Here is a 21,720-nt window from a genome sequence, read left to right as displayed (position 1 = left end):
ACGGCTATTAGCATAGCTCCACGAGAATTTCACTCCTGCGTGGTTCTCACGCAGCCCTACCCATTGCCTGCGACGCTTCTAACGCTCGGACTGTGGCTGTAAGGGAGTATCATTATCCCTCTTGTGTGTCGTCGCCCGCAAGCTGCTGACTTGCTTTGCGGTGTAGTGTTGTTCGCTCGTTCCCGAAAGGGAAGTCATGGCGCACCCGCTGTATGGCTCGGCACAAAAGGAACGTATCCGATTTGCCCTATACTGCGTCGCCGTTCTCTTGCGCCGCTTTCTTTTTCAAAGAACAAGATGACTGTTCTGCTTGCCGTAAAACGGAAAAGGGGTTACAAGACGTTTTACGGTCATGCTCAACTATTCATCAGCCCGAAATGTGAGGATAGCCCTCATCAGTCTTGCTTGCAGCCGTTCCCGTATGTCCTCGTCAACGCCATAGTAGACGTTGCCGCGCTCGTCGTAGAGCTTCCGCATGGACAGGCTCGCTATGTAGCCGCTGAAATGCTGCAAGACTATTTTCATAGCGTCCGGGTCGCCTTTGCTCGCCGCCACAATGACGGGATAGGGAACAAGGGCGATTTCCGGGTAGTCGGATTGTTTACCATTCTTCCCATTCATCAGCGTGTCCCTCCAAATATTTCTTTAACAGTTCAAAAGAGCTTGTCCGTCTGTACTGTATCGTGCTGCGCGACGTATTGAACATCTTTCCGATTTCCACGTCGGTCATGCCCTCGAAATAGTACAGCAGGATAGCAGTCCTTTTTTCCTCCGGCAAAGTGCGGATTGCTTCAAGCAGCAGTTTCGGGGTTATCTCTTTTCCTGCCATTTGATAACGCGGTTCAGCTTCTTCGTCTTGAAAATACTTGTCAACGGTGTAAAGCTGCCGTTCCTCATGCAAGGCAAGGTCGCAAAACGATACTTCCCGTTTCCTGCGTCGCCGGATTTCGTCGTGGGCGTTGCACGCTTCGTTGTGCAGCACCCGTTTACAGAAACTTTGAAAGGCACATTGCTTTTGAAATTCTCTGCGATTAGGTTCCATGTTCTCACCTCCTTTCTGTCGAAAGGTGGTAGTACCTCCCCTTTTCGCGTGATAATACAGACGACTTTTTCAAACGCCGGACGAAAGCAAAAATTTCTTTGAAAAAAGTTCTGTAAAATGCAAAATGCGCCCATCTGCAAGGCGCAGACAGACGCAAAGGAAACATAAAAAGTATTTAGATGATGTGATTGTTCATCTTTATGCCCGAAATACCCCGTTGCAGGGGATAGACTTTTTTTGATAATTGGGGGAATGTCGATTTGTGTCGATAAGTTGATAAGTGCATGGCGGCTACCTCCTAAAGCCGCCATGCCTTTACATGGTAGAGGGTCGTCGTTGGAATTTAGATGGATAAAAAGAAACGGCGGCTCTGATAATCAAAGCCGCCGAAATAGAGTAGGCGCGTGAAAATGTGTCTGCTCTGCGACGGCTTTTTTTCTTTTGCCGTCGTCCGGCAGATGAAATCATTTAGTTAAATAGTCAGATTCATCTATTGTTTTAAGAATATAATTCACATCATCATATCTTGAAGAATCCGATTGAGAGCCTAAACTACATATTAAAAATTCCTTTCCATGTTGTTGATAAAGAACAACTAAATTATAGTCATTAGATAAGGAACCTGTCTTGATACCTTTAACATTTTCATTGTAATATTCTGATGTTTGGTCAAGAAAAGTATTAGTATTCCTCCATGTCTGCGTACTTCCGTCAGGTAAAGTAGCTGTATAATTACTCTTTGAAACAATATCTCTAAACCATTGCTTCTCTAAAAGGTGAGTAGATACTGATTTTAGGTCTGAAACGGTAGTGAGAGCATTGACATCATATCCGCTTGGGTCATATAAAATTGTGTTTTCATACCCTTGATTTTGTAAGTAATTATTTAGATGTTCCATAAAAACATTAATACGTTCTTGACTATTCTTAGCTTGTGGTGAAAGAATAGAACCACAATAATCCGCGACTACATAAGCAGCGTCATTTCCAGATGGAACCAACATGGCAGCAAACAAATTGTGGAGAAAATATTTTTTCGCGTCTATATTCGCAACAGATGAACCAGGTTTAGTTAATTGGATTGCTTCATAATTTGCAGGAACAATACTATCTAAATCCGCAAGTGTTGCTGCGTATTCAATGACAAATAATTTGGCTAAGCTGGCAGGAAGCTGTTGCTCGTTTTCTCGCTTTGAAATAAATATATTGTCATTAGAAAGGTCAACTAATATGAGGGATTTTGCATTATAAAAATCTTGAAAGAAAATTCCATTCAGCCAAGAGTTGATTTTATTCTTCTCATTGCGAAAATTGTCAGGTTTCATTGCCCACGGTATGAAAAATACACCTGCTATCGTTACAGCAGTAAGGAAAACAAAAAATATTCCGAAACGAGACGTCCTTCTCTTGTATTTTCTTTTCATAAATTGCACCTCCGACAGTAATCAGTCAGATTTAATAGGTAAATCTAATTGGCATAATTTGCTCTTATACTTTCTGTAAATCCAGAGGGGTCACCTAATTTTGCTTTATCTATATTTTCGCGCAAATAATTACGAGTTGCGTCATCACACCGGTCTATTCCCATATATGGCATGTCGAAGGCTTTTTCCAATTCTTCTAATGCTTTTTCGGCTCGCTCTGGATCTGTATTATAAGTATCAAGCCATTCTTTCATCCATGAATATTCCCACAAATAAGAAGCTCTCGTTTCTCCATAACCAACCTGAAAGGAAGCTCCTGTATCTTCATCTTCCAGTTTATCAGGAAGTGCAATGCCATCAGGCCAATTCAAACTGTCAATGGTTGCAAGATATTCTTCTTCAATGTGTGCAAAATCCGTGAGTCCTCTTGAAGTAGAATTTGTTTCAGAATTTGAACAACCTGTAAACATCAGACATACCAATAAAGAAAGCATTGCTCCTAAAAAAATCGTTGTTTTCATAGATAATATTTTCATGTTTTTCCTCCAATTTTATAAAATTTATTTTATCTAAGCGCCAATGCAGGTTCAAGCTTTGCAGCTTTTAACGCTGGCAATAGTCCTCCAAGCAACGCTACAACAACGGATGTTATAACAGCTACCACTGCCGAAAGAATAGGATATTCCAGTGCCGCTACGGGAGAATCCACAGGCAGAAATAACCCCATGCCTTGAACCAAGAAAAAGGATATCAGGATTGAAACAATACAAACAAACACTGATATAGTTAATTGTGCGCCTAACACTAAAGTAACAATATTCGCACGAGAAGCGCCAATCGCCCGTCTAATTAGTAATTCGTGAGTACGTTGTTCCAAGGATGATAACCCTATGTTAATTTGTCCTAATACAGAAACAAATAACAATAAAAATGATGTTACCAAAAGTCCTAATTGAAGTACAGAAAGTACGGAATTATAAGTATCTCCAATATCACTTTTCCCTATGATATCCAAATTTCCTCCTATTGTATCTTCTAAAATGTCATGTAATGACGAATACATCTGTCTCATGGTAATTCCCGCTTCTGAATGCCAATGAACAGTTGCATTTTTTACTTTCCACATATTCGGAACAAGTAGTTCTATTGAATGGGCGTCAAGATATACAGTTGGTATATCTGTCCCGTCATTCACAGTACCTACCACATTAAATGGTGTTAATGAAAGACTACTTTCTACATTTCCAACAGCATATGAAGTATCAAAATAATTCTGTGCTGCTTTATTTACTACCATGCACAGAGTTTTATTTATTTCCGAAGAATCAAACCAATCCCCTGATGACATAGGCAAATTATAGATTTTGTTATATGTGCTTGTAGTAAAAACAACATCTACGGGTACAGTCTTTTTGTAAACAGTGTCACTTATGTCTTGTAGAGAAGAGACAGACGCTACTGGAGCAACTGTTATCTCTTCCAGCATGGAAAAGGTAACAGCCACAAAATGATCAGTATTGTAAATTTCTCGAAAAAAATTCTCCATTTTAATGGTATCTTGAAAATCTGATCCTGTAATTGAAAAAGAATATGTAGGACTCCATCCATACATCTGTGCATTGACAGAAATCAAATATTCTTTACCAAGCGTTCCCACCAAGACAGAACTAATCATTGCAATAATTCCTACAAACATCGATATACCTGTTAAGATATTTCTTAGAGGAGAAATACGAAGGTCTTTAAGAATCATATTTAACACATTGAAGCCTCCCTCCGTCCATTTCAAAAATTGTATTACAAGTCTTTGCAATATCGAGGTCATGAGTTACTATTAAAAGCATAATGCCATTTTTAAGCACAACTTGATGTAAAAGGTCCATAATTTGTTTTCCGGTTTTTTTATCTAAAGCACCAGTAGGTTCATCACATAAAATGGCTTCCGGCGATACTGCAAGTGCGCGGGCAATCGCCACTCTTTGTTGTTCGCCTCCTGATAAATTAGATGGATAATCATTTTCTTTTCCTTCTAATCCAACACTTTGCAAAAGATTTCGTATTGCTTCTTTCCGCTGTCTTGTATTCATTTTCTTTTTGGAATAAAGTAAAGGAAGCTCAATATTTTCCCAAACTCTTAAATGTTTAATTAAAGAATAGTTTTGAAAAACAAAACCGATATTACTTGCTCGAAGCATAGATAGCTGGCTATCTGTTAAAGTGGAAACAGACATACCATTATAAAGAAATTCGCCTTGATATGAGTGGTTGAGTAAACCTATAATTGATATAAGGCTTGTTTTTCCTGAACCCGATTTGCCTACAATAGCATAGCTGTTTCCTCGCTTTAGTTCCATATTTGCTTTGTTTACAGTTACTAAGGTATCACCATTATTCAAATTAACAGTCGCTACCAAGTTTTTTATTTGAATTAAATTTCCTCCATTCGTTTTTTCCATGTTACAAATTACTCCTTACTCCTTGGGTCAAGGTTTGGGGGAATAGAAGAAATTGTATCGCCCTCATTTACACCCGACAATATTTCTATATATGCACCATCAGTTGCACCCAGCATAACTTCTGTTTGAATTTGTTTTCCGTCATTTATTACGGTTACCATTCCCTTACCTTGTCTGCCCGCAATGACTGAAAGTGGTAACAAAAGCACATCTTTTCTAGTTTCGGCTGTTATGACAACGGTAGCACTTTGTCCGGGTTTTACATCAATATCTTTTCCAATTAAACATTGCAATGTGCTTTCTGCATTTTCTGATACTGGTACTACAACTGCAATCGCTTCCATAGGTCCCACACCATCAACTACTTGAAACTTTGCTTTTAATGCTGCATTTTCCGGCAATATTTTCAAAAAATTTTCAGCTTCAATATTGAGAGCAAAACCTGTGTACTTAGCTGTTGCTAAGGGATAATTTTTGGGAACACTCTCATTAGATGAGATAATAGAAAGAATCGTTGCGTCAACTGGGGATTTTATTTCTTCTTCAGATACTTTCCCAATCACACCACCCTCAGTAATTTTGTTGCCGGCTGAGGAACAGGCTTCAAAAGTACCCTCAACAGAAGAACATAAAACAAAATCCAAAGCCGGAATAATAGTTGTGTGAGCAGATACCGTTGGAGTAAGATTACCGCGAGTAACGGATACCGTTTCAACGGATTGTACTTTTGGATTTACGTTACTGGTTTCATTTTTCTGCTCGTCAAAACAACAGGCAGATAACACAATTATTATCATACATAGCATAGGTAACGCCATAATTCGATTTTGGTATTTCACCAACATACCTCCTTGTTATTGTATATTATATTTCGTTTAAAGATAAAAGGCTTTCACCTTGATACAATAATTGTATCAAAATAAAAGCCTTAATTTTGATGATTGTTCGCAAGAAAATCCTCTTTTTTGCTACGGAATTTCTTACGATTTTCCTACGAAAGTGGAAGTGTAACTATAAATTTTATACACTCGTCTTTACTATGAGCAACAATAGTCCCCTTATGTAGTTCTACAATATGTTTCGCAATCGCAAGTCCCAATCCGGCACCACCACTTGTAGTATTTCTTGATGTGTCAACTCGGTAAAACTGCTCAAATATTAGTTTTAGTTTTTCTTCTGCGATAGGATTCCCAAAATTTTCAAAAGTAATTACAATAGTGTTCTCTTGAAGTTCTGTGGTTATTGCAACTTCTGTATCTGTATAACTGTAAATTACCGCATTACGCAAGAGATTATCGAACACACGTTGTATTTTGTTTGCGTCGCAATGTAGCATAATGTCGCTTGTACTATTGAGAGTACATTTCAAATTTTTTTCCTTTAATATGGGCTTAAATTCATAGATAAGTTGTTCTAATAAACGGGTCAAATTTATGTTGCTGTATTGTAATGTTATGTTAGATAAGTTAAATCGTGTGATTTCAAAAAACTCGTTTATCAAATCTTCAAGACGTTCTGCTTTATCAAGAGAAATAGAAAGATACTTTTCTCTTAACTCCTGTGATATTTGTTGTTCATCATCATGCAGTAGTGTTAGATAGCCAATGACGGAAGAAAGCGGCGTTTTCAAATCATGTGCAAGGTACATAATCAAATCATTCTTGCGCTGTTCATTTTCCTGTGCAAGTCGCGCATTGTTTTCTGCTTCTTGCTTTAAGCGATTTATGTTGATAGCAATTTCGCTTAGTTCCGGTGAGAGTTCAATATAATCTACTGATTTATCAAATAGTTTTCCTGTTGCAGCTTGTAACTCGTAGACATAATTAACAACCTTTTTCAAAAGTTTATAAGTCAAATACATAATGCAAACTACCCATAATATAAGCCCTACCATATAAACATAAAGTCCCCTATATATCAGGTAGTAATGTTCCACATATCTATCCAGTACCCAAGTAAGTCCCATATCTAACGAAACCGTACACACTAAGATAATTCCCGAACAAATTACACTCTGTAAGATATAACTTTTAAACAGGATTGTAAGCAGATAATTTTGTTCATTTTTATTCAATTTCATAACCTACCCCCCAAACTGTTTTGATAAATTTTGGATTTTTGGCGGGTTCATTTAATTTTTCTCTAAGCCGCCCTATATGTGCCATTACGGTGTTGTTATTATCTAAATATTTTTCTTTCCAGATATTTTCAAATAGTTCCTCAGTTGAAACAACTTTGCCTTGATGTTCACATAAATACCAAAGGATTGAAAACTCGATAGGAGTTAAAGATATTTCTTTTCCGAACAAAAAGCATTTATGCGTGTCCTTATTGATAATCAATCCTCTAATGTCATATTCACTTTTTGGAAAAAACTGCTTTTTTGTTGGATTGTTGTACTTCTGATAGCGTCTTAACTGTGTTTTCACTCTTGCAATGACTTCAAGGGGATTAAAAGGTTTTGTTATATAATCATCGGCACCTATTGTTAGCCCCATTATTTTATCGCCATCATCAATTTTAGCTGTAAGCATAATAACAGGGAAATAAAAATTTTCTCTAATTTTTTGGCAAATACGGAATCCGTCTATATCAGGAAGCATAACGTCCAATATCGCCAAATCAATTTCCGTTTTCTGAATACATTCCAATGCTTCAATTCCATTGTAATATTTGTGTACTATATAATTATCGTTTTTAAGATAAACTTCAAGTAAATCTGCTATCTCTTTTTCATCATCTACAACTAAAATTTTTTCATTCATTGTCTACACTCCTTTTTATCCTTTTATCAAATGGTTTTACTGCGCTCTTGGGTATCAACCACATATAACCGATTTTTGAAACACCAGGTATTCGATTTTCTTTACAAAGTATCTGCACACGCCGTTCAGAAATACCCCATTTTTCCGCTGCTTCGGGACAAGACATATATTCCATATCGTAACCGTCCTTTCTTCAAACATTATCAATATAATTATACTCGGATAACCGAATAATAGCAAGTACATGATATGCTCTATTTCTATCCATACTATGATGCGTGTAATCATATCTTGAAAGAGAGATGAAATATACAATGTAGTTGGGTGAAATGATTATGAAGCAGAGCAAAGAAAAGTTTGATTTTAAGGCTTTCGGACAGGCTATCAAAGCGGCAAGAAAAGCAAAGGGAATTTCCCGCAACCAGTTAGCGGATAAGCTGAACATTGCGCCGCGATATATCGCGTCCATTGAAAACAGCGGGCAGCACCCAAGTTTGCAGATTTTGTATGAGCTTGTAACCCTGCTTGACGTATCGGTAGACCAGTTCTTTTTCCCGGAACGGGAACAGGAAAAGTCCACACGCCGCCGTCAGCTTGATACCATGCTCGACGGCATGAGTGAAAAGGATTTGAAAATCCTGTCAGCTACCGCAAAAGGGATTGAGGAAGCCAACAACGAAACAACGGGGGAATAAAGTTCCCTCGTTTCTTCATAGAAAAAGCAGTTTGAAACGTCGCAGTTTGCGGCGTTTTTCTTTTGTCCTGCTTTGGCAAAATCAGATTTTCCATGTAGTAGGGATAAAGGGAGAAAGTTTCTTAGCAAGCATAGGAAAGGGGTACCCTTTCCGTATTTTCGCCCTCCTGCGCTGCGGCGCGTCGGTTGAAAATTGCTTGTTGGGAAGTGTCCCAAACCCTCGGAATGGAAAGGAGTGTGAGCCGATGAACGGCAGGAAACGGACAGTACAAATTAAATTCAGAGTAACAGAGGAAGAACGGGCGTTCATTGAACAGAAAATGCAGCTCGTCCCTACCCGGAACATGGAAGCCTACTTGCGGAAAATGGCAATCGACGGGTATATCATTCAGATAGACCATGCCGACATAAAAGCTATGACAGCGGAGATACAGAAAATCGGGGTCAATGTCAATCAGATTGCAAAGCGCGTCAATGCGACGGGCAGCGTCTACCAAGAGGATATAGAAGAAATCAAGGAGGTGCTTGCGGAGATATGGCGGTTACAAAGATTAAGCCTATTAAAAGCACGTTAAAAAAAGCCCTTGACTATATCCAAAACCCGAACAAGACGGACGGGAAAATGCTGGTGTCCTCGTTCGGGTGCAGCTATGAAACGGCAGATATTGAGTTCGGATTTACATTGTCGCAAGCTCTTGACAGAGGAAACAACCTCGCACACCATTTGATACAATCTTTTGAGCCGGGGGAAGTCGATTATGAGAAAGCCCATGAAATCGGAAAACAGCTTGCCGACGCGGTAACAAAGGGGCAATATGAATACGTCCTTACCACTCACATAGATAAAGGGCATATCCATAACCACATCATTTTTTGTGCGGTAAACTTTGTAGACTACCACAAGTATGTTTCCAACAAGCGCACCTATTACGGAATACGCAACATCAGCGACAGGCTGTGCCGGGAAAACGGCTTGTCCGTCCTTGTGCCGGAGAAAGGCGGCAAGGGAAAGAATTATGCGGTGTATAAGAAAGAGAAAACCGCCAAAGCAAAATTGAAACTTGCCGTCGATACCCTTATCCCCCAAGTGTCCGACTTTGAAGAATTGCTCGCGCGGTTACAGGCAGAAGGCTTCACAATCAAACGGGGAAAATATGTGTCCTGTTTGGTTCCGGGACAGGAACGGTTTACCCGTTTGAAAACCCTCGGCGCAGATTATACAGAGGAAGCAATCCGGGAACGGATAGAGGGCAAGCGTACCCGCACCGCCAAAGCTCCCAAGACAGAACGCGGCGTGTCCCTGCTCATTGATATTGAAAACAGTATCAAGGCGGCGCAGAGCCGGGGTTATGAACAATGGGCGAAAATCCACAATCTGAAACAGGCAGCTAAGACCATGAATTTTATTACGGAACACAAGATTGAACAATACACCGACTTGACCGCAAAAATCGCAGAGATACAGACAGAGAGCGAACAGGCGGCAGACGCATTAAAGAGCGCGGAAAAACGGCTTGTAGATATGGCGGTGCTTATCAAGAATGTTTCCACGTTCCAAAAGACAAAACCCGCCTATGACGCATACCGCAAAGCAAGAAATAAGGACAGTTACCGGGCAGCCCATGAGCGCGAAATCATCTTGCATGAAGCAGCGGCAAAGGCATTAAAGGCGGCGGGCGTTTCCAAGCTCCCGAACCTCACCGCGCTGCAATCGGAATATGAAAAGCTCCAGGAACAGAAAGAAGCCCTTTACGCCGACTATGGCAGACTGAAAAAACAGGTCAAAGAGTACGACGTTATCAAACAGAACATAGACAGCATTTTACGGCAGCCAAGAGAACCGGAACGGGAAAAAGGAAAAGAACGCGGGGAGTAGCTTTGTTCATACTTGTATGATATAATAGTTCCTATCAAAAACAGTAGTTACATACCAAAGTGATACATTTTCAGCAAAGGAAGTGTCAGAGAATGGAACAGGAAATGCCGGACTATGAAACGATACGCGCCGCCGTTGCGGGCGAAAAATGGGCGTTGGAAAAAGTGCTTGCTTGTTACGGTGACGAAATCAACCGCCTTGCAATGGTAAAAAAGCGTCAGCCGGACGGAAGCGTAAAAGAGGAAATCGACGACGATTTACGGCAAACGCTCATACTGAAACTGTTAGAAGCTATCCCACAATTCCCAATAGAAAAGGAGTGATACCATGACACGCGGGGAAATTTGGAAAGACTTTTTTAAGAGAACCGTTTTGCCCGCCGTTATCGCATTGTTTTTATTCTTCATGTTTAAGAACGTCTTTACAGAGGACGGGCAGACCAATTACTTTTATGTGTGGCTGTGCTGCGGTATTCCCTTTGGTATTCGCCGTATGTTCGTATGGCTTGTACCGCATGGGTATGACATAGCCGGAACGGTGGGTATCATTGCCCTCAACTTCATTTTGGGCGGCATTATCGGTGGGGTCATTTTGATATGGCGGCTCGTCGTGGCTGCATGGTATATCCCCCTTACGATATACCGTTTACTTACCACAGATAAGGGCGCAACCCCTCAAATCAACATGGAAAAATAGCAAAGGAAAAACCGGGACGCAGACAGTCAGTAAAGACTATCCGCGCCCCGGTTTTCTTATGGGTGCAGTTCTGAAATGTTACGCAGTAGAACGCCGTTTTTAAGGGAAAAGGTATAAAGCCCTTGCCCTATGAGGAAACGGTTGTCAGAAGCCTGTAAAACAAGGCTTTTTTCGCCCTTACCGCGTAACAAGAGCGCGCCGTTTTCTCATGCGCTCGGCTGCCTGTCTGCGGGTAATCCGCTTCCGACAGTCCGGGCAGTATTTGACGCTGTTAGAGGTGGACGCAAAGAACGCGCCGCACACGGTACATTTCTTTCTGTCCTCGGTCTGATAGAGTTCCGCATAGAGCAGCTTATCAAGAGGAAGTACGGCAATCCGAAACCACTTACAGAGCAGGGAATAGGAAATGAGCTGCGGGCATACGCAAGTGTCCCCGTCGTCCAGTAAAATACAGTTGCCATTCTCGCAGTTGCAGCACTCCTTTTTCACAAGGGTGTTTACCTTGCGGCTTTGTCGCGGCGTCAGCCGCTTAATCCCGGTCATACTTCATCAGCAGGATAAACGGAAAGCTCTTTGTACTCGGCGTCGGTCAGCGCGTTCACTTTGGAAATGGTGCGCTCTGCAAGCTCCCGTAATCCCGCGTCCATGTAAGGCAGCGCAGCGGTCATGTTCTCAATAAGCTGCGCCTTGCTTCCCTCATGGTAAATGCTCAAAAGGTTTGTTTCCTCAACAGTAAATCTATTCATGCTCATACCTCCAAATCGTGATTTTTTCTTTTTGCCGCTGACTTTTTCGGGGCGGCTGTTTTCTTGTCTGCGGCAAGCTGCGCCCGGACAGAGGGGCGGGGCTTTTTAATCTCTTTGTCCCGGTTCTCTCCCTTGTCAATCAGCGCATACGTTCCATGTCTGCCCTCGATTTTGGAAAAGGAAAGGGTCTTGTAAGGCAGCATGGAGAAAAGGCGGTCAATGTCCTTTGTGTTCGCAAGCTGCATGAACGCTGGGGAAAGCTCCACCATGAAATGGGTCTTGTTCGGGCTGTTCGGCGTGTCATGCCGCTTCATTTCCCGCACAATGCGCCGTGCTTCCGTTTCAATCAGTCCGTCATGCAATGCGGCGATATGGGCCTTAAAATCTCCCGGTGGAAGCTGCTCCCTGTTGCGGTGTTCCTCCCGTAAGAGCCATTTAAGAGCGTCCGGGTCGTTGGGTATGGCTTCAAAGCGTTCAAACTTCCCAAACTGCGGGTCTGGGCTTCCGTTGAAATACTGTCCGGCGGGTATCATCTGCTCCCCGCGCTCATAAATCAGCTTTACCGTATCGGCGGGCAGCCCTTTTTCTTTGACGCGCTCATAATGGCGGGAATAGTCAAGTTCATACAGATTGCCCTTGATTTTTCCATGCTCCTTGCCTGTCAGCTCGATTGCATAGGCAAGAATACGGTCGCTTGTCTGCTCCATGTAAAAACGCCAGGTATTATGGGGCGCGGTGTCCTTTAGGAAAACGTCACGCTCCCGGAAGCAATGCGTCCCGGACGGGCGGCAAAACCATAAGAGGGTCTTATCCTCTTTACTTGCGCTTGCCGCCGTTTTTGCGATAATCTCCCTGTCAATATCAAAATCGCTTTGGTAAAAGCCTGTATTCTGCTTCATAATCGCATCGAGGGAAGCGAACACGTCTACATCTTCAAATTTATTTAATTTGCTCATGTGTCAGCTCCTTTCCAAGTCCTGCGACTTCTGCTTTGCGTTCTTCTTTTTCCCCGTCCGTTCTTTGTCAGCTTTAAGCTGCGCCCGGATAGAGGGCTTTTCTTTGCCGCGTTCTTTGTCTGCCTTAATCGCTTCTGCAAGGTCAACAAGGGAAATCTGTTCCCCGGCTTTTACCTTTGCTTCCAGTTCGTCAACCGTAGGGGTGTTGTTGATGATACCGTCAAAGTTGTTGTCGTTCTGCTCGATTGTGTCCTCGACGTGCTTTAGCGGGTTTATCTTTTCCGGCTGTTGTGTCTGCTCCTGCAAAAACTCCGGCACTTCCTTGTAGCCGAAACTATCTACATAATGCGCCGCGTCCTGTCCGTTCTGATGAAGCACTACCACGTCGGAAACGGAAAGGCTGTGTCCCTTAAAATCTTTCGGGTGGTCGATATTGAAACGGGTGTAAATATCTTCAAGGGAAGTACCCGGCGTAAGCTCTGCGGAATAGACAAGCTCATAGTTTGTCTTATCAACCACATTTCCCGCCGCCTGCAGGCGGTCGTAAGGCTCAAAGCGGAAGTCCCGCGTTTCGTCCCCTTGCTTTAGCTGATAAATGGAAAAGGTGTCTTTGTCGGCTTCGGCTTCCTGCGCCTTTGCATATAGCTCCTTTACTTCTCCCTGCGTCAGCTCTCCGGCGTTCAGCCCGCCCATGAGTTCCCGGCATTTTGCAAGGCTGCCGATATACAGCACGTCCCCGATTTTTGCCCTGCCGTTTTCCTGCGGGAGATAGGCTTGCAGGAAAAAGCGGTCGTTGTCGCCCGTTGTGCGGGGGTTGGCTTCAATCTTGTAAATGTACTCCTGCATGGCGGCTTTCTCCCTCGGAGCGTCCTGCGCCTGTTCCTTTTGCAGCTCTGCGATATGTTCATCAATGCTGTTGATGATTTCCGCTGCGGTGCTGCGGATTGTTTCAAGGGAGCTTTTCAGTTCGGCAAGGTCCCGTCCGGCACTCCACCCGGCAACATACCCAAAGGAATAATCGGAAGTATCAAGCCCGTAATGCTGGCACACGGTATAGGCAATACTTTCTGCCTGCACCTCACGGGTGCGGCGGTCGGGTCTGTTCTCCAAGTCCTCCAAAGGGGCGTTTAGGTCAATGTCGTGCAGCTTCGCATGGGCGATTTCATGGATAAGGGTCTTTAAGGTTTGCAGCTCGCTCATGCCCTCATCAAGGGCAATACGCTTGTCCTCCAAGTGGTAGTAACCATGTGCGCCGCCCTCGATTTTTTCAAAGCCGACAGGAACAGGAGAAGTCTTTTCAAGGGCAGCGAAAACCTCCTTGTAATGCTCCACGTCCCCGGTCAGCATATTTACGGCAATATCGGGGATTTCCCTGCCCTCGGTCTGCGATACGTCAAAGACCGATACCACCTTAAAGGCGGGGATTGTGATTTCCTTTTCCTCGGTTACGGGCTTTCCGTCTTTGCCGATAATGGCTTTCTGTGTCTGCGGGTCGATTTTCTCCATTTCTTTTTTAATCTTGAACGGCGACGGGGCAAGGATTTTGATACCCTTTTGTCCTTTCATCACGTTTCGTCCAAAGTTATTTTTCCATGCGGAAAATCCGGCGATAAGGGAAGCGTCGGGCTTTTGCATGGCGATCAGCAGCGTATTGTTAAAGCTGTAATTATGAAACTTTGACATGACGCGCAGATATTCCTTGTAACGCTCGCTGTCGAACAGTTCCGTAATGCCTTGCTCCAAGCGGTCGGTTATCTCTTTGAGCTTTTCGGCGGGCTTCTCGGAAGTTAAGACAATGGGGATAACCGGGCGCGGCTCCTGCGGCGTTGCTTCGGGAACAGTCGCCTGTACTGCCGGGGCTGCGTCCAGTTCGATGGTCGGCTGCGGGTAGCTCATAATGCGGTATTCCTCCGGCACGTCCCGTCCCTCAAAGTGTTTCTCCCATTCGTCGCCGCTTTCCACAAGGTAGCCGTATTCCGTAAAGCTGCCTTTTTCCTGCGCGGCGGCGTTTCGTCCAAAGGCGATAGGGTCAATGCTGTTTTTCCATTCAGCGGGCATTTGCACCATGCCGGATTTGTTAAGGTAATAATCGCCCAATTCGCGGGGCGTGTGGACTTCGGGGATATGCACGAAAAAGTCCTCGTTATAGGTAAAGTCAATGAGCTGCCCGATATTCTCAAAACCATTCCTGCGCTGCGTGGCTGCGTTCAGCGCGGCAATCCCGGAAGCGTCAAGGGTTTCCAGTCTTGCCGCAAGGAAGTTCAGCTCGTCCACCTGTGCCGCGCATACCATGTCATACGGCAGGGCAATGTGTCTGTCCTCCCGGTCAGAATACCCATGAATGAAAAAATCCTGCGGATTGTCAGCGGTAATGCCGACGCTTCGCATAGCTTTGTGAAGTTCTTCCTTTGTGGCGGGCATGGAAAGCCAGTAGCCACCCGGTTCTCCCGTTTCAAAGCGGGTGCGGCTGTCAATCAGGATTGCAAACTGTTCCGTTTCCTGTCCCGGTTCGGTTCTCGGTGCAGCGGCGGAAATGTCGGCGGCGGGCTGCTTGATTTCCTCGCCCTCTACGGTGTAGCCTGGTAAGAGCTGTCCGTTTACCCTAAACTGTTCCGCGTATTCCGGCGGGATAGCCGGGGAGATTTCCGTAAAAAGTTTTTCATACGCCTTGATACGCCCGTTCAGATATTTTTCCATAGCTGCCCGGTCAGCAAATACCTTTCTGTCCTGTCCGGCAATTTTTGCCTGTCCGTACCCGTGGGGGCTGTTGGTGTAGATGTTCCAAGATAACGTATAGGAGTACGGGATAGATTTCTCTGCTTTTCTGTCGTAGCGGGTATTTTCATACACATGGTAGCTCATTTTATATACCCGGTTGCTGATGGTGTGGCGGTCGTTGTCCTCGTCCTGCCACTTGTTCGCCGTATGCTTCACTTCGGGTATTCTCGCATACTCAATCGCTTTGTCAAATAGCAGGGTCTTTCCTGCCTGTTCCTCCCATGCGGAAGCCTGTACTTTCAGATTTTCAAAAACAGTCTGTTCCGCAACCGCGCTTTCCTCCCGCAGCTTCACAAGCTCGGCAAGAGGTAAGGCGGTCAGCGGGGAAATGTCCGCGTTTTTCGTGTCAAAATAGATACCGCGCTCAATCTTCATCTTGTCGGCGGCTTCCAGTCTGTCGCGGTCGTATGAGGAATAACCTGTTTTCCATTCGTCCATTTGCTCGCTCCTTTCTTTTTCAATCATGCGGTGCATAAGCTCGTAGTCCTCAATGCTCATGCTTCCGTCAAATATATAAGGGTCAAAATCTTCCCCGTCCCGGTATGGCTTTTCGGAAAAGGGAAGCCCCGCTGCATGGGCGGCGGCTCTTGCTTCCTCGATAAGCTCCGGGGGAAGTCTGTCGTCGTGGGCTTCGATAAATCCGGCAACGTCATTTGTGCCGTTTTTGTAGTGGTGGCGCACTCCGGCGGTCAGCTCGTCAAGGCTCATATTCTCGCCTAAATGCCCGCAGTAGTAGCCGTTTAGAATAACGGCGGCGGGGTCAGCCGCCTTGATTTCCTCTAACCGGCTCCTGTCAAACGGTTCTAAAGTACCGTCCACTTCAAGATGAAACAGCTCGGCGTTCCATGAACGTCCCTCTTTCCAAAATGCTACCCATGCAATACCGTCCCTAAGTTCCTCTTGATAGTCCTTTACGCTGTCGCGCAAACTTGCCATGTGTAAAACCTCCTTTCGCGTATGGCAGCGCGGACGCTGCGTTTGTGGTTACATAGTCCTACTACGGTGCGCCCGCATTTCTGCCAAAGATTTTTGAGGATTTTTAGAGGGGTTGGGAAACTTCCCAACAAGCAAAATCCCCGCCAAGCTCGGTTAGAGTGGCAGGGATTTTACGGAAGTGGGTACCCGCTTCCTATGCTTGCTATTCCAGTTCTTTGTCCTTTGAAATGGTTACTTTGTAATTCACATACTTGCCGCCCGTATCAGCTAAAAGTACCGTTCCGTCATAGGTTTTGCCTGTTTTCGGAGAGTACAGCTTTTTGACTTTTACCTTGCCGGATTTTAAGAGTGCTGCGGCAATCGACCGGGTAAAGACGGTTTTACGTTCCTCAAAGAAGCGGTCATTTTTCCACATGGTAAAGCCGCACTCTTTGTTGGAACAGTAGTAGTTTTTCTTTCCCTCATAGACCGGGGACTTGCAGCGGGGACACTTCCCAATCTCTGTTTTTTCTGTCTTGAAAAGCTCTTGTTTCTCACCCAACACGGAAGCGTAGGTTTTTACAAGCCCCTGTGCCATTGCTTCAATTCCCTGCATGAAAGCGGCAGGGTCGGCGTTGCCCTTTGCAATCTGCGTCAGATTGTTTTCCCATGCAGCCGTAAGCTGCGGAGAGGTCAGACTATCCGGCAGGACGCAGACAAGGTTTGTGCCGTCTTTGGTGGGAAATAGCTGCTTGCCCTTGCGCTCCACAAAGCCGCCTTTGACTAACTTTTCAATGACGGCGGCGCGGGTGGCAGGCGTACCAAGCCCCCGGCGTTCTGCGTCCGGGTCGGTGTCCTCATTCCCGGCGCGTTCCATAGCCGACAAAAGACTTGCTTCATTGTGGGGCTTCGGGGGCGTGGTGGCATGCTCTGTCACTTTTGCCGCCGGATTTTCAAAGGTCTGCCCCTCGGAAAAGTCCGGCACATCTAACACAAGCTCGTTTTCGTCGTCGCTGTCCGGCTTCTTTTTGAGGGTCGCCCGGTAAAGCCGTTCAATCTCTTTCCACCCGGCAGCGATTACCGCCTTTCCCTTTGCCGTAAATTCATGGTCGGCGCAGGAGAAAACCGCCGTTACCGCTTCGTAAACGTGCGGCTCTGCGGTTGCCATAAGCAGACGCGCCCCGGCAAGGGTCAGGATATTGCGCTCGCTTTCCGGCAGCGCGGTAAGGTCAGCCTTTGCAAGCTCCATAGTGGGAATGATTGCGTGGTGGTCTGATACCTTTTTACTGTTCAGCACCTTTGCAATCTCCGGCGAAAAATCCGCGCCCTCCATAAAGGAAAGTTTCTCACAAAGCACCTTGATAATGCCCGTCGCTGTTTCTCCCATGTCGTCGGTCAGAAATGCGCTGTCCGTTCTCGGATAGGTCAAGAGCTTCTTTTCATAGAGGGCTTGCGCCAGGTCAAGGGTCTGCTTCGCGGTGTACCCGTAAATACGGTTTGCTTCCCGCTGTAAACTGGTAAGGTCAAAGAGCTTCGGCGGGGCAATGGTTTTCTTTTCTTTCACAAGGGAAGTACAGACAGCCGCCGACGCTTCGCAGGCTGCTTTCAGTTTGCCCGCTTCATCAGCGGCGCAGATCTTCGCGCTTGCCGCTTCTGCGCCGGGGAGAGTAAGGCGCACATGGTAGTAGGTTTCTTTCTGAAAGCCTGTAATCGCAGCGTCCCGGTCTACAAGCATTTTGAGGGTCGGGGTCTGCACACGCCCCACGTTCAAGGTCTTTCCATACAGGCAGGAGAAAAGGCGGGTCGCGTTAATGCCGATAAGCCAGTCAGCCTTTGCCCTGCATAGTGCGGAATGGTAGAGGGCGTCGTATTCCCGCCCGTCCTTCAGATTGTCAAAGCCACTTCGGATTGCTTCGTTTTCCATTGAGGAAATCCAAAGACGGGTAAAGGGCTTCTTGCAGCCCGCTTGATGATAGACAAATCGGAAAATCAACTCGCCCTCGCGTCCTGCGTCGCAGGCGTTCACGACTTCCGAAACGTCGGCGCGGTGCATGAGGTCTTTTAAGATTTTGAATTGTTTTCCCTTGTCGGCAGCTACGGTGTACTGCCATTCCTGCGGCAGAATGGGTAAGCTGTCATAGCTCCATTTCTTGTACTGTTCCCCATAGGCGGCAGCTTCGGAAAGCTGTACCAAATGCCCGATACACCAAGAAATGAGGTAGCCGTTTCCCTCGATATATCCGTCTTTTCTGCCCGTAACGCCAAGGGCGGCGGCAACCGCCGCCCCGACGCTGGGCTTCTCACAAATCACAAGTTTCATGCTTCCTCGTCCTCCTGTTCGGTATCTGCGCTGTCAGCTTCTTCCTCCGGCTCGTCCTCGTCGTATTCGTCAAAATCAAATTCGTCAAGGTCGGTGCCGCCTTTTACGCTCTGCTTCGGTTTCATAAACTTAACGTAGTAGAGGGCTGCGCCGCCGCCAAGAAGTCCCACAACAAGGAAAATGAGAAGCCCGCCCATGCTGTTTTTGGGTTTCTCCGGCTCTGCGGGTGCTTCCGGCTCGGCTTCCTTGCCTGTGCAGTTATTCATGGCTGCGGAGCAGACGGGGCAGGCGGTGTTTACTTCGCCCGCCTTGCATTTCTCGGTACAGTTGCAGACAGCCGGGGGCTGCTCGGTCTGTTCCTCCCCGATAATCGCCATAAGGTCGCTTTCGTCTACTTGATTTAGGAAGTGGACGGAATTTTCGCCCTCGGCTGCCCGGTCAACGATAATGTAAAAATAGTTGCCGCCTTTGCTTTTCACGACGATAAACTGCTTATCCTCGGCAGCGTCCCCGTCGATGTCGTCCACAAGGGTCATGTTGCCCTCCGGGGTAAGGGGCTGCGGTTCGGTTTCCACGATTACGCCGCTGTCGTCGGTTTCCTCTGTCGGGGTCTGCGCGTAGGCAGTAACGGAAAAGCCGCCCACAAGGACAAGGGCGGCGCAAAGTGCGGTAATGCTTGCAAGGATTTTATTCTTCATCTGCATTGTCCTCCTGTTCGTCATAGTCTGTGGGCATAGGGGCAATGCCCGGAATACCGTTGCCGGAAAGCATAGCGGTAAGCTCCTGCGGGGTCAGACGCATAGCGCGTACAAGCTGCACGATTTCAAGGTTTTCCGCTTCGGTTTTCTGTGCTTCCAGTCCGCGCAGCTTGTTCTGATACTCCGTGATTTTCTCACGGGTCTTTTGGATTTCCTTTTCAATTCTTTCGATTTTACTCATTGCCATAAATTTTTTCTCCTTTCGATTTTCAAAAATGTGTCAGTTCCAGTTCATCAGCCCGTACCCTTTGATACAGGCATAGTCAAGGGGATAGCTCTTAATCTTGCAGGCGTCGCCGGAATTGCCCTCCACGGTATAAACGCGGTTTGCGTCCCTGCCGATAACAAGCCCTACATGGTCTGCGCTTCCGTCTAAATCCCAGTCAAAAAAGATAGCGTCACCGGGGGCAATGTTCTCATAGCCCCGCGCGCCCCATTGCCCGTGAGAGGTAAACCACGGAATACCCTGCGACTGGCAGGCGGCAAAGCGCGGCTCGGAAAGTCCCATTTGCCCGTAGCACCAGGACACGAAACAGGCGCACCATTCCACGCGGGAGTTGAAGCCGTACCAGCTCCAATACGGATAGCCGCCCACATTTCCGACTTGCTGCTTTGCAAGGTCAACGATAGCGGTATTACCGGGGCGCGTTCCGTTTACAAAGTCCACGCCGCTTAAATCCTCGGACGCGGAAGTGTCGGGAGAGCCGCCGCCAAAGATAAGGGGCTTGTTCCCGCTTGTCTGCAAGTACACCCGGTACATTTCCAGTTGTTCCGGGGGCAGATTATTTTCCGCAATGGTGGATAGCGGGGTGTTCGTCATCTTGACGTTTAAGATGTAATACTCATAAGGCACTTGTACCGTATAGGTGTCCGTATGCTCGTTGCCGTCCTCGTCTGTCCATGTGTCGGTGCGTTCTTCCTCCCGGTAGCGTATTTCCACTTCCTCGGTCAGCGTCAGCTTGTATTGCTGATTGAAAATCCGTTGTAATTCGCTCTGTACCTCGGCGCGGGTGTAGCTTTGGTATTTTGCGGTCAGATAGGACGCTAATTCGTGGGGGTTATGCCCGATATTTGCAAGGTCATAGCGGTACTCGTCATAGCCGGGGTGGGTGCTTTCGATAGCGTCAATCTCGTTTTGCAGCCCGCTTTCCAGTCCGGCATAGGCATTTTCCACTTCCACAAGGTCGCTGTCCTCGGAGGTATAAGACGTTCCAAGCACGCCGTTTAACGTGCCGGAAAACATTGCACCACAAGAGGACAGCCCGGACAGAAGCATAATGAAAAGTAGCAGCGCCCCGACAGCGATTGCCACGCCCGCCGGGTGTCTTGCCACAAACGCCGCTGTCTGCTTCGTTTTCTCGGCGGCTTTGGCTGCCGCTTTGCGGGTGCGTTCCGCTGCGCCCTTGATACCCTTTGCAGTATTGCGGGCTTCCTTTGCATACTGCTTTTTAATCTGCTGTTTCTGCCAAAAACGGGAAATAGGGTTAGAGGTAAGCTGTGGGTTATCATGCAGGGTCTTATGATACTGAAAATCCACGTTTGCCTTGAAAGCAGCTTTTTCAGCCTTTGCCGCTTCCCGGTAGGGTTTCAGCTTATGGTTGCGGTAGCCCTGCTTGATTTTCCGCGCCCCGTACTTCAATCCCCGTTCTGCGGCTTCCTCGCTCTTGTGTGCGCCCTCCACGCCGGAATTATCCTTTTCGACAGAATGGATTTTGTTATGTACCAAAATCCCGGCTTCCTGTGTGGGGCGGGATAGCGGGTTGTGCTTCTCCTTAAATCCGGGCGGCTTGTCCTTTTCCTCAAAGTGCAGGCGGGTCTTGCCTTTCCCGGTGGTTTCGTCAAAGGTGCGCTCTTTTACCAGTTTCTTTTCTTTGGGGATAGCTGCCTTTGCCTTATCCAAGCGGTCGGCGGCTTTGTCGGATTTCTTGATATACTTTTCAAGCTCCGGGGCAGCGCGTTCCTCGTCGGTAAATTGCAGCCGGGAAGATTTCGTCCCGGCGGTAGCTTCCGCCTGTGCCTTTCGTACCGCTTTTTTAGACGCTTTGCGGGTATGGGCGGCTTCGATATGCTCCATGACGCGCTCCGTTTTGCCTGTGTCCGCTTTGGGGGCAGCTCCCGGCACATGGGGCAAGGGAGAAGTCGGGGAAGCTGCACCTTGTAGCTGTGCTGCCTGTTGCTCCGGGGATTTCTGAAAATCCGCGTCCTGCGTCCGCTTGCTGATACGTTCCGTGTCTCCCGTGGTCTGATTTTCTGCGATAGCCCCGTCGCGGGTCATTTTCTGCGTGATTTTATCA

General features: G+C 46.3%; 23 protein-coding genes. 5 read left to right on the top strand and 18 right to left on the bottom strand.

Annotated features, from left to right (window positions below; translation table 11 throughout):
* Positions 1-360: 360 nt before the first annotated feature.
* The 10 genes from EJE48_RS00735 to EJE48_RS00690 all read right to left on the bottom strand — a co-directional run bounded on the left by EJE48_RS00735 (position 361) and on the right by EJE48_RS00690 (position 7,862).
* Positions 361-621, bottom strand: coding sequence for a helix-turn-helix domain-containing protein (locus EJE48_RS00735; RefSeq protein WP_022263773.1), 261 nt, complete (start codon positions 619-621; stop codon positions 361-363).
* On the bottom strand, positions 602-1,042 hold the full coding sequence (locus EJE48_RS00730; RefSeq protein WP_065532039.1) for an RNA polymerase sigma factor: 441 nt from the start codon (positions 1,040-1,042) through the stop codon (positions 602-604). Before EJE48_RS00730 ends, EJE48_RS00735 begins: the two co-directional genes overlap by 20 nt.
* Before the next feature lie 464 nt (positions 1,043-1,506).
* Entirely contained in the window at positions 1,507-2,466 is a 960-nt protein-coding gene (locus EJE48_RS00725) for a D-alanyl-D-alanine carboxypeptidase family protein (RefSeq protein WP_005422939.1), read from the bottom strand.
* Between the two features lie 44 nt (positions 2,467-2,510).
* Entirely contained in the window at positions 2,511-3,002 is a 492-nt protein-coding gene (locus EJE48_RS00720; RefSeq protein ID WP_227235243.1) for a hypothetical protein, read from the bottom strand.
* Between the two features lie 29 nt (positions 3,003-3,031).
* Positions 3,032-4,219, bottom strand: a complete 1,188-nt coding sequence (locus EJE48_RS00715) for an ABC transporter permease (protein WP_005422943.1) — start codon at positions 4,217-4,219, stop codon at positions 3,032-3,034.
* Positions 4,209-4,922 (bottom strand): ABC transporter ATP-binding protein, encoded by a 714-nt coding sequence (locus EJE48_RS00710; RefSeq protein ID WP_005422944.1) that lies wholly within the window; start codon positions 4,920-4,922, stop codon positions 4,209-4,211. The genes EJE48_RS00715 and EJE48_RS00710 overlap by 11 nt, the downstream gene beginning before the upstream one ends.
* Positions 4,923-4,930: 8 nt before the next feature.
* On the bottom strand, positions 4,931-5,767 hold the full coding sequence (locus EJE48_RS00705) for an efflux RND transporter periplasmic adaptor subunit (protein WP_124984203.1): 837 nt from the start codon (positions 5,765-5,767) through the stop codon (positions 4,931-4,933).
* A gap of 146 nt (positions 5,768-5,913) precedes the next feature.
* Positions 5,914-7,002 (bottom strand): sensor histidine kinase, encoded by a 1,089-nt coding sequence (locus EJE48_RS00700; protein ID WP_124984202.1) that lies wholly within the window; start codon positions 7,000-7,002, stop codon positions 5,914-5,916.
* Positions 6,989-7,687: a VanR-ABDEGLN family response regulator transcription factor gene (gene vanR, locus EJE48_RS00695; protein WP_106762864.1), complete on the bottom strand. Its 699-nt coding sequence runs from the start codon at positions 7,685-7,687 to the stop codon at positions 6,989-6,991. The genes EJE48_RS00700 and vanR overlap by 14 nt, the downstream gene beginning before the upstream one ends.
* Positions 7,680-7,862: a helix-turn-helix domain-containing protein gene (locus EJE48_RS00690; protein ID WP_005422953.1), complete on the bottom strand. Its 183-nt coding sequence runs from the start codon at positions 7,860-7,862 to the stop codon at positions 7,680-7,682. The genes vanR and EJE48_RS00690 overlap by 8 nt, the downstream gene beginning before the upstream one ends.
* A gap of 160 nt (positions 7,863-8,022) precedes the next feature.
* On the opposite strand from EJE48_RS00690, the gene EJE48_RS00685 reads away from it, so the two are divergent.
* From EJE48_RS00685 to EJE48_RS00665, 5 genes are all read left to right on the top strand, one after another.
* Positions 8,023-8,382 carry a helix-turn-helix transcriptional regulator gene (locus tag EJE48_RS00685; RefSeq protein ID WP_201259548.1) on the top strand — a complete coding sequence of 120 codons (360 nt, stop codon included), beginning with the start codon at positions 8,023-8,025 and terminating at the stop codon, positions 8,380-8,382.
* A 244-nt stretch (positions 8,383-8,626) separates the two neighbouring features.
* The gene (locus tag EJE48_RS00680) at positions 8,627-8,956 is read left to right on the top strand and encodes a plasmid mobilization protein (protein ID WP_005422959.1); all 330 of its coding nucleotides are present in this window, start codon (positions 8,627-8,629) and stop codon (positions 8,954-8,956) included.
* Positions 8,917-10,257, top strand: coding sequence for a relaxase/mobilization nuclease domain-containing protein (locus EJE48_RS00675; protein ID WP_005928627.1), 1,341 nt, complete (start codon positions 8,917-8,919; stop codon positions 10,255-10,257). The genes EJE48_RS00680 and EJE48_RS00675 overlap by 40 nt, the downstream gene beginning before the upstream one ends.
* Positions 10,258-10,349: 92 nt before the next feature.
* A complete protein-coding gene (locus tag EJE48_RS00670) occupies positions 10,350-10,580 on the top strand; it encodes a helix-turn-helix domain-containing protein (protein WP_005928624.1) in 231 nt (76 codons plus the stop codon).
* A gap of 4 nt (positions 10,581-10,584) precedes the next feature.
* A complete protein-coding gene (locus EJE48_RS00665; RefSeq protein WP_005928622.1) occupies positions 10,585-10,953 on the top strand; it encodes a DUF6050 family protein in 369 nt (122 codons plus the stop codon).
* A gap of 177 nt (positions 10,954-11,130) precedes the next feature.
* On the opposite strand, the gene EJE48_RS00660 is transcribed toward EJE48_RS00665, so the two are convergent.
* The 8 genes from EJE48_RS00660 to EJE48_RS00625 form a co-directional block, all read right to left on the bottom strand.
* On the bottom strand, positions 11,131-11,496 hold the full coding sequence (locus tag EJE48_RS00660) for a cysteine-rich VLP domain-containing protein (RefSeq protein WP_005928617.1): 366 nt from the start codon (positions 11,494-11,496) through the stop codon (positions 11,131-11,133).
* Entirely contained in the window at positions 11,493-11,705 is a 213-nt protein-coding gene (locus EJE48_RS00655; RefSeq protein WP_005928614.1) for a transposon-transfer assisting family protein, read from the bottom strand. The genes EJE48_RS00660 and EJE48_RS00655 overlap by 4 nt, the downstream gene beginning before the upstream one ends.
* On the bottom strand, positions 11,702-12,655 hold the full coding sequence (locus EJE48_RS00650; protein ID WP_005928610.1) for a hypothetical protein: 954 nt from the start codon (positions 12,653-12,655) through the stop codon (positions 11,702-11,704). Before EJE48_RS00650 ends, EJE48_RS00655 begins: the two co-directional genes overlap by 4 nt.
* A gap of 3 nt (positions 12,656-12,658) precedes the next feature.
* On the bottom strand, positions 12,659-16,369 hold the full coding sequence (locus tag EJE48_RS00645) for a YodL domain-containing protein (protein ID WP_124984201.1): 3,711 nt from the start codon (positions 16,367-16,369) through the stop codon (positions 12,659-12,661).
* Positions 16,370-16,571: 202 nt separating this feature from the next.
* Positions 16,572-18,668 carry a DNA topoisomerase 3 gene (locus EJE48_RS00640; RefSeq protein WP_118660505.1) on the bottom strand — a complete coding sequence of 699 codons (2,097 nt, stop codon included), beginning with the start codon at positions 18,666-18,668 and terminating at the stop codon, positions 16,572-16,574.
* A complete protein-coding gene (locus EJE48_RS00635; protein WP_170158610.1) occupies positions 18,665-19,366 on the bottom strand; it encodes a DUF4366 domain-containing protein in 702 nt (233 codons plus the stop codon). The genes EJE48_RS00640 and EJE48_RS00635 overlap by 4 nt, the downstream gene beginning before the upstream one ends.
* Positions 19,356-19,613: a DUF4315 family protein gene (locus EJE48_RS00630; protein WP_118592089.1), complete on the bottom strand. Its 258-nt coding sequence runs from the start codon at positions 19,611-19,613 to the stop codon at positions 19,356-19,358. The genes EJE48_RS00635 and EJE48_RS00630 overlap by 11 nt, the downstream gene beginning before the upstream one ends.
* A 33-nt stretch (positions 19,614-19,646) precedes the next feature.
* Complete coding sequence (locus tag EJE48_RS00625; protein ID WP_118660503.1) at positions 19,647-21,701, bottom strand: CHAP domain-containing protein; 2,055 nt, start codon at positions 21,699-21,701, stop codon at positions 19,647-19,649.
* Positions 21,702-21,720 lie beyond the last annotated feature (19 nt).

Source organism: Anaerotignum faecicola (assembly GCF_003865035.1).
Lineage (GTDB): Bacteria > Bacillota > Clostridia > Lachnospirales > Anaerotignaceae > Anaerotignum_A > Anaerotignum_A faecicola.
Note: the sequence above shows the minus strand (reverse complement) of the source record. Positions and strands in the feature narration are given on the sequence as shown.

Bases quoted from the DNA above. Each gene is read 5' to 3' on its own strand.
- EJE48_RS00735 (WP_022263773.1), bottom strand. From the start codon at position 621: ATGAATGGGAAGAATGGTAAACAATCCGACTACCCGGAAATCGCCCTT.
- EJE48_RS00730 (WP_065532039.1), bottom strand. From the start codon at position 1,042: ATGGAACCTAATCGCAGAGAATTTCAAAAGCAATGTGCCTTTCAAAGT.
- EJE48_RS00725 (WP_005422939.1), bottom strand. From the start codon at position 2,466: ATGAAAAGAAAATACAAGAGAAGGACGTCTCGTTTCGGAATATTTTTT.
- EJE48_RS00720 (WP_227235243.1), bottom strand. From the start codon at position 3,002: ATGAAAATATTATCTATGAAAACAACGATTTTTTTAGGAGCAATGCTT.
- EJE48_RS00715 (WP_005422943.1), bottom strand. From the start codon at position 4,219: ATGATTCTTAAAGACCTTCGTATTTCTCCTCTAAGAAATATCTTAACA.
- EJE48_RS00710 (WP_005422944.1), bottom strand. From the start codon at position 4,922: ATGGAAAAAACGAATGGAGGAAATTTAATTCAAATAAAAAACTTGGTA.
- EJE48_RS00705 (WP_124984203.1), bottom strand. From the start codon at position 5,767: ATGTTGGTGAAATACCAAAATCGAATTATGGCGTTACCTATGCTATGT.
- EJE48_RS00700 (WP_124984202.1), bottom strand. From the start codon at position 7,002: ATGAAATTGAATAAAAATGAACAAAATTATCTGCTTACAATCCTGTTT.
- vanR (WP_106762864.1), bottom strand. From the start codon at position 7,687: ATGAATGAAAAAATTTTAGTTGTAGATGATGAAAAAGAGATAGCAGAT.
- EJE48_RS00690 (WP_005422953.1), bottom strand. From the start codon at position 7,862: ATGGAATATATGTCTTGTCCCGAAGCAGCGGAAAAATGGGGTATTTCT.
- EJE48_RS00685 (WP_201259548.1), top strand. From the start codon at position 8,023: ATGAAGCAGAGCAAAGAAAAGTTTGATTTTAAGGCTTTCGGACAGGCT.
- EJE48_RS00680 (WP_005422959.1), top strand. From the start codon at position 8,627: ATGAACGGCAGGAAACGGACAGTACAAATTAAATTCAGAGTAACAGAG.
- EJE48_RS00675 (WP_005928627.1), top strand. From the start codon at position 8,917: ATGGCGGTTACAAAGATTAAGCCTATTAAAAGCACGTTAAAAAAAGCC.
- EJE48_RS00670 (WP_005928624.1), top strand. From the start codon at position 10,350: ATGGAACAGGAAATGCCGGACTATGAAACGATACGCGCCGCCGTTGCG.
- EJE48_RS00665 (WP_005928622.1), top strand. From the start codon at position 10,585: ATGACACGCGGGGAAATTTGGAAAGACTTTTTTAAGAGAACCGTTTTG.
- EJE48_RS00660 (WP_005928617.1), bottom strand. From the start codon at position 11,496: ATGACCGGGATTAAGCGGCTGACGCCGCGACAAAGCCGCAAGGTAAAC.
- EJE48_RS00655 (WP_005928614.1), bottom strand. From the start codon at position 11,705: ATGAGCATGAATAGATTTACTGTTGAGGAAACAAACCTTTTGAGCATT.
- EJE48_RS00650 (WP_005928610.1), bottom strand. From the start codon at position 12,655: ATGAGCAAATTAAATAAATTTGAAGATGTAGACGTGTTCGCTTCCCTC.
- EJE48_RS00645 (WP_124984201.1), bottom strand. From the start codon at position 16,369: ATGGCAAGTTTGCGCGACAGCGTAAAGGACTATCAAGAGGAACTTAGG.
- EJE48_RS00640 (WP_118660505.1), bottom strand. From the start codon at position 18,668: ATGAAACTTGTGATTTGTGAGAAGCCCAGCGTCGGGGCGGCGGTTGCC.
- EJE48_RS00635 (WP_170158610.1), bottom strand. From the start codon at position 19,366: ATGAAGAATAAAATCCTTGCAAGCATTACCGCACTTTGCGCCGCCCTT.
- EJE48_RS00630 (WP_118592089.1), bottom strand. From the start codon at position 19,613: ATGGCAATGAGTAAAATCGAAAGAATTGAAAAGGAAATCCAAAAGACC.
- EJE48_RS00625 (WP_118660503.1), bottom strand. From the start codon at position 21,701: ATGACCCGCGACGGGGCTATCGCAGAAAATCAGACCACGGGAGACACG.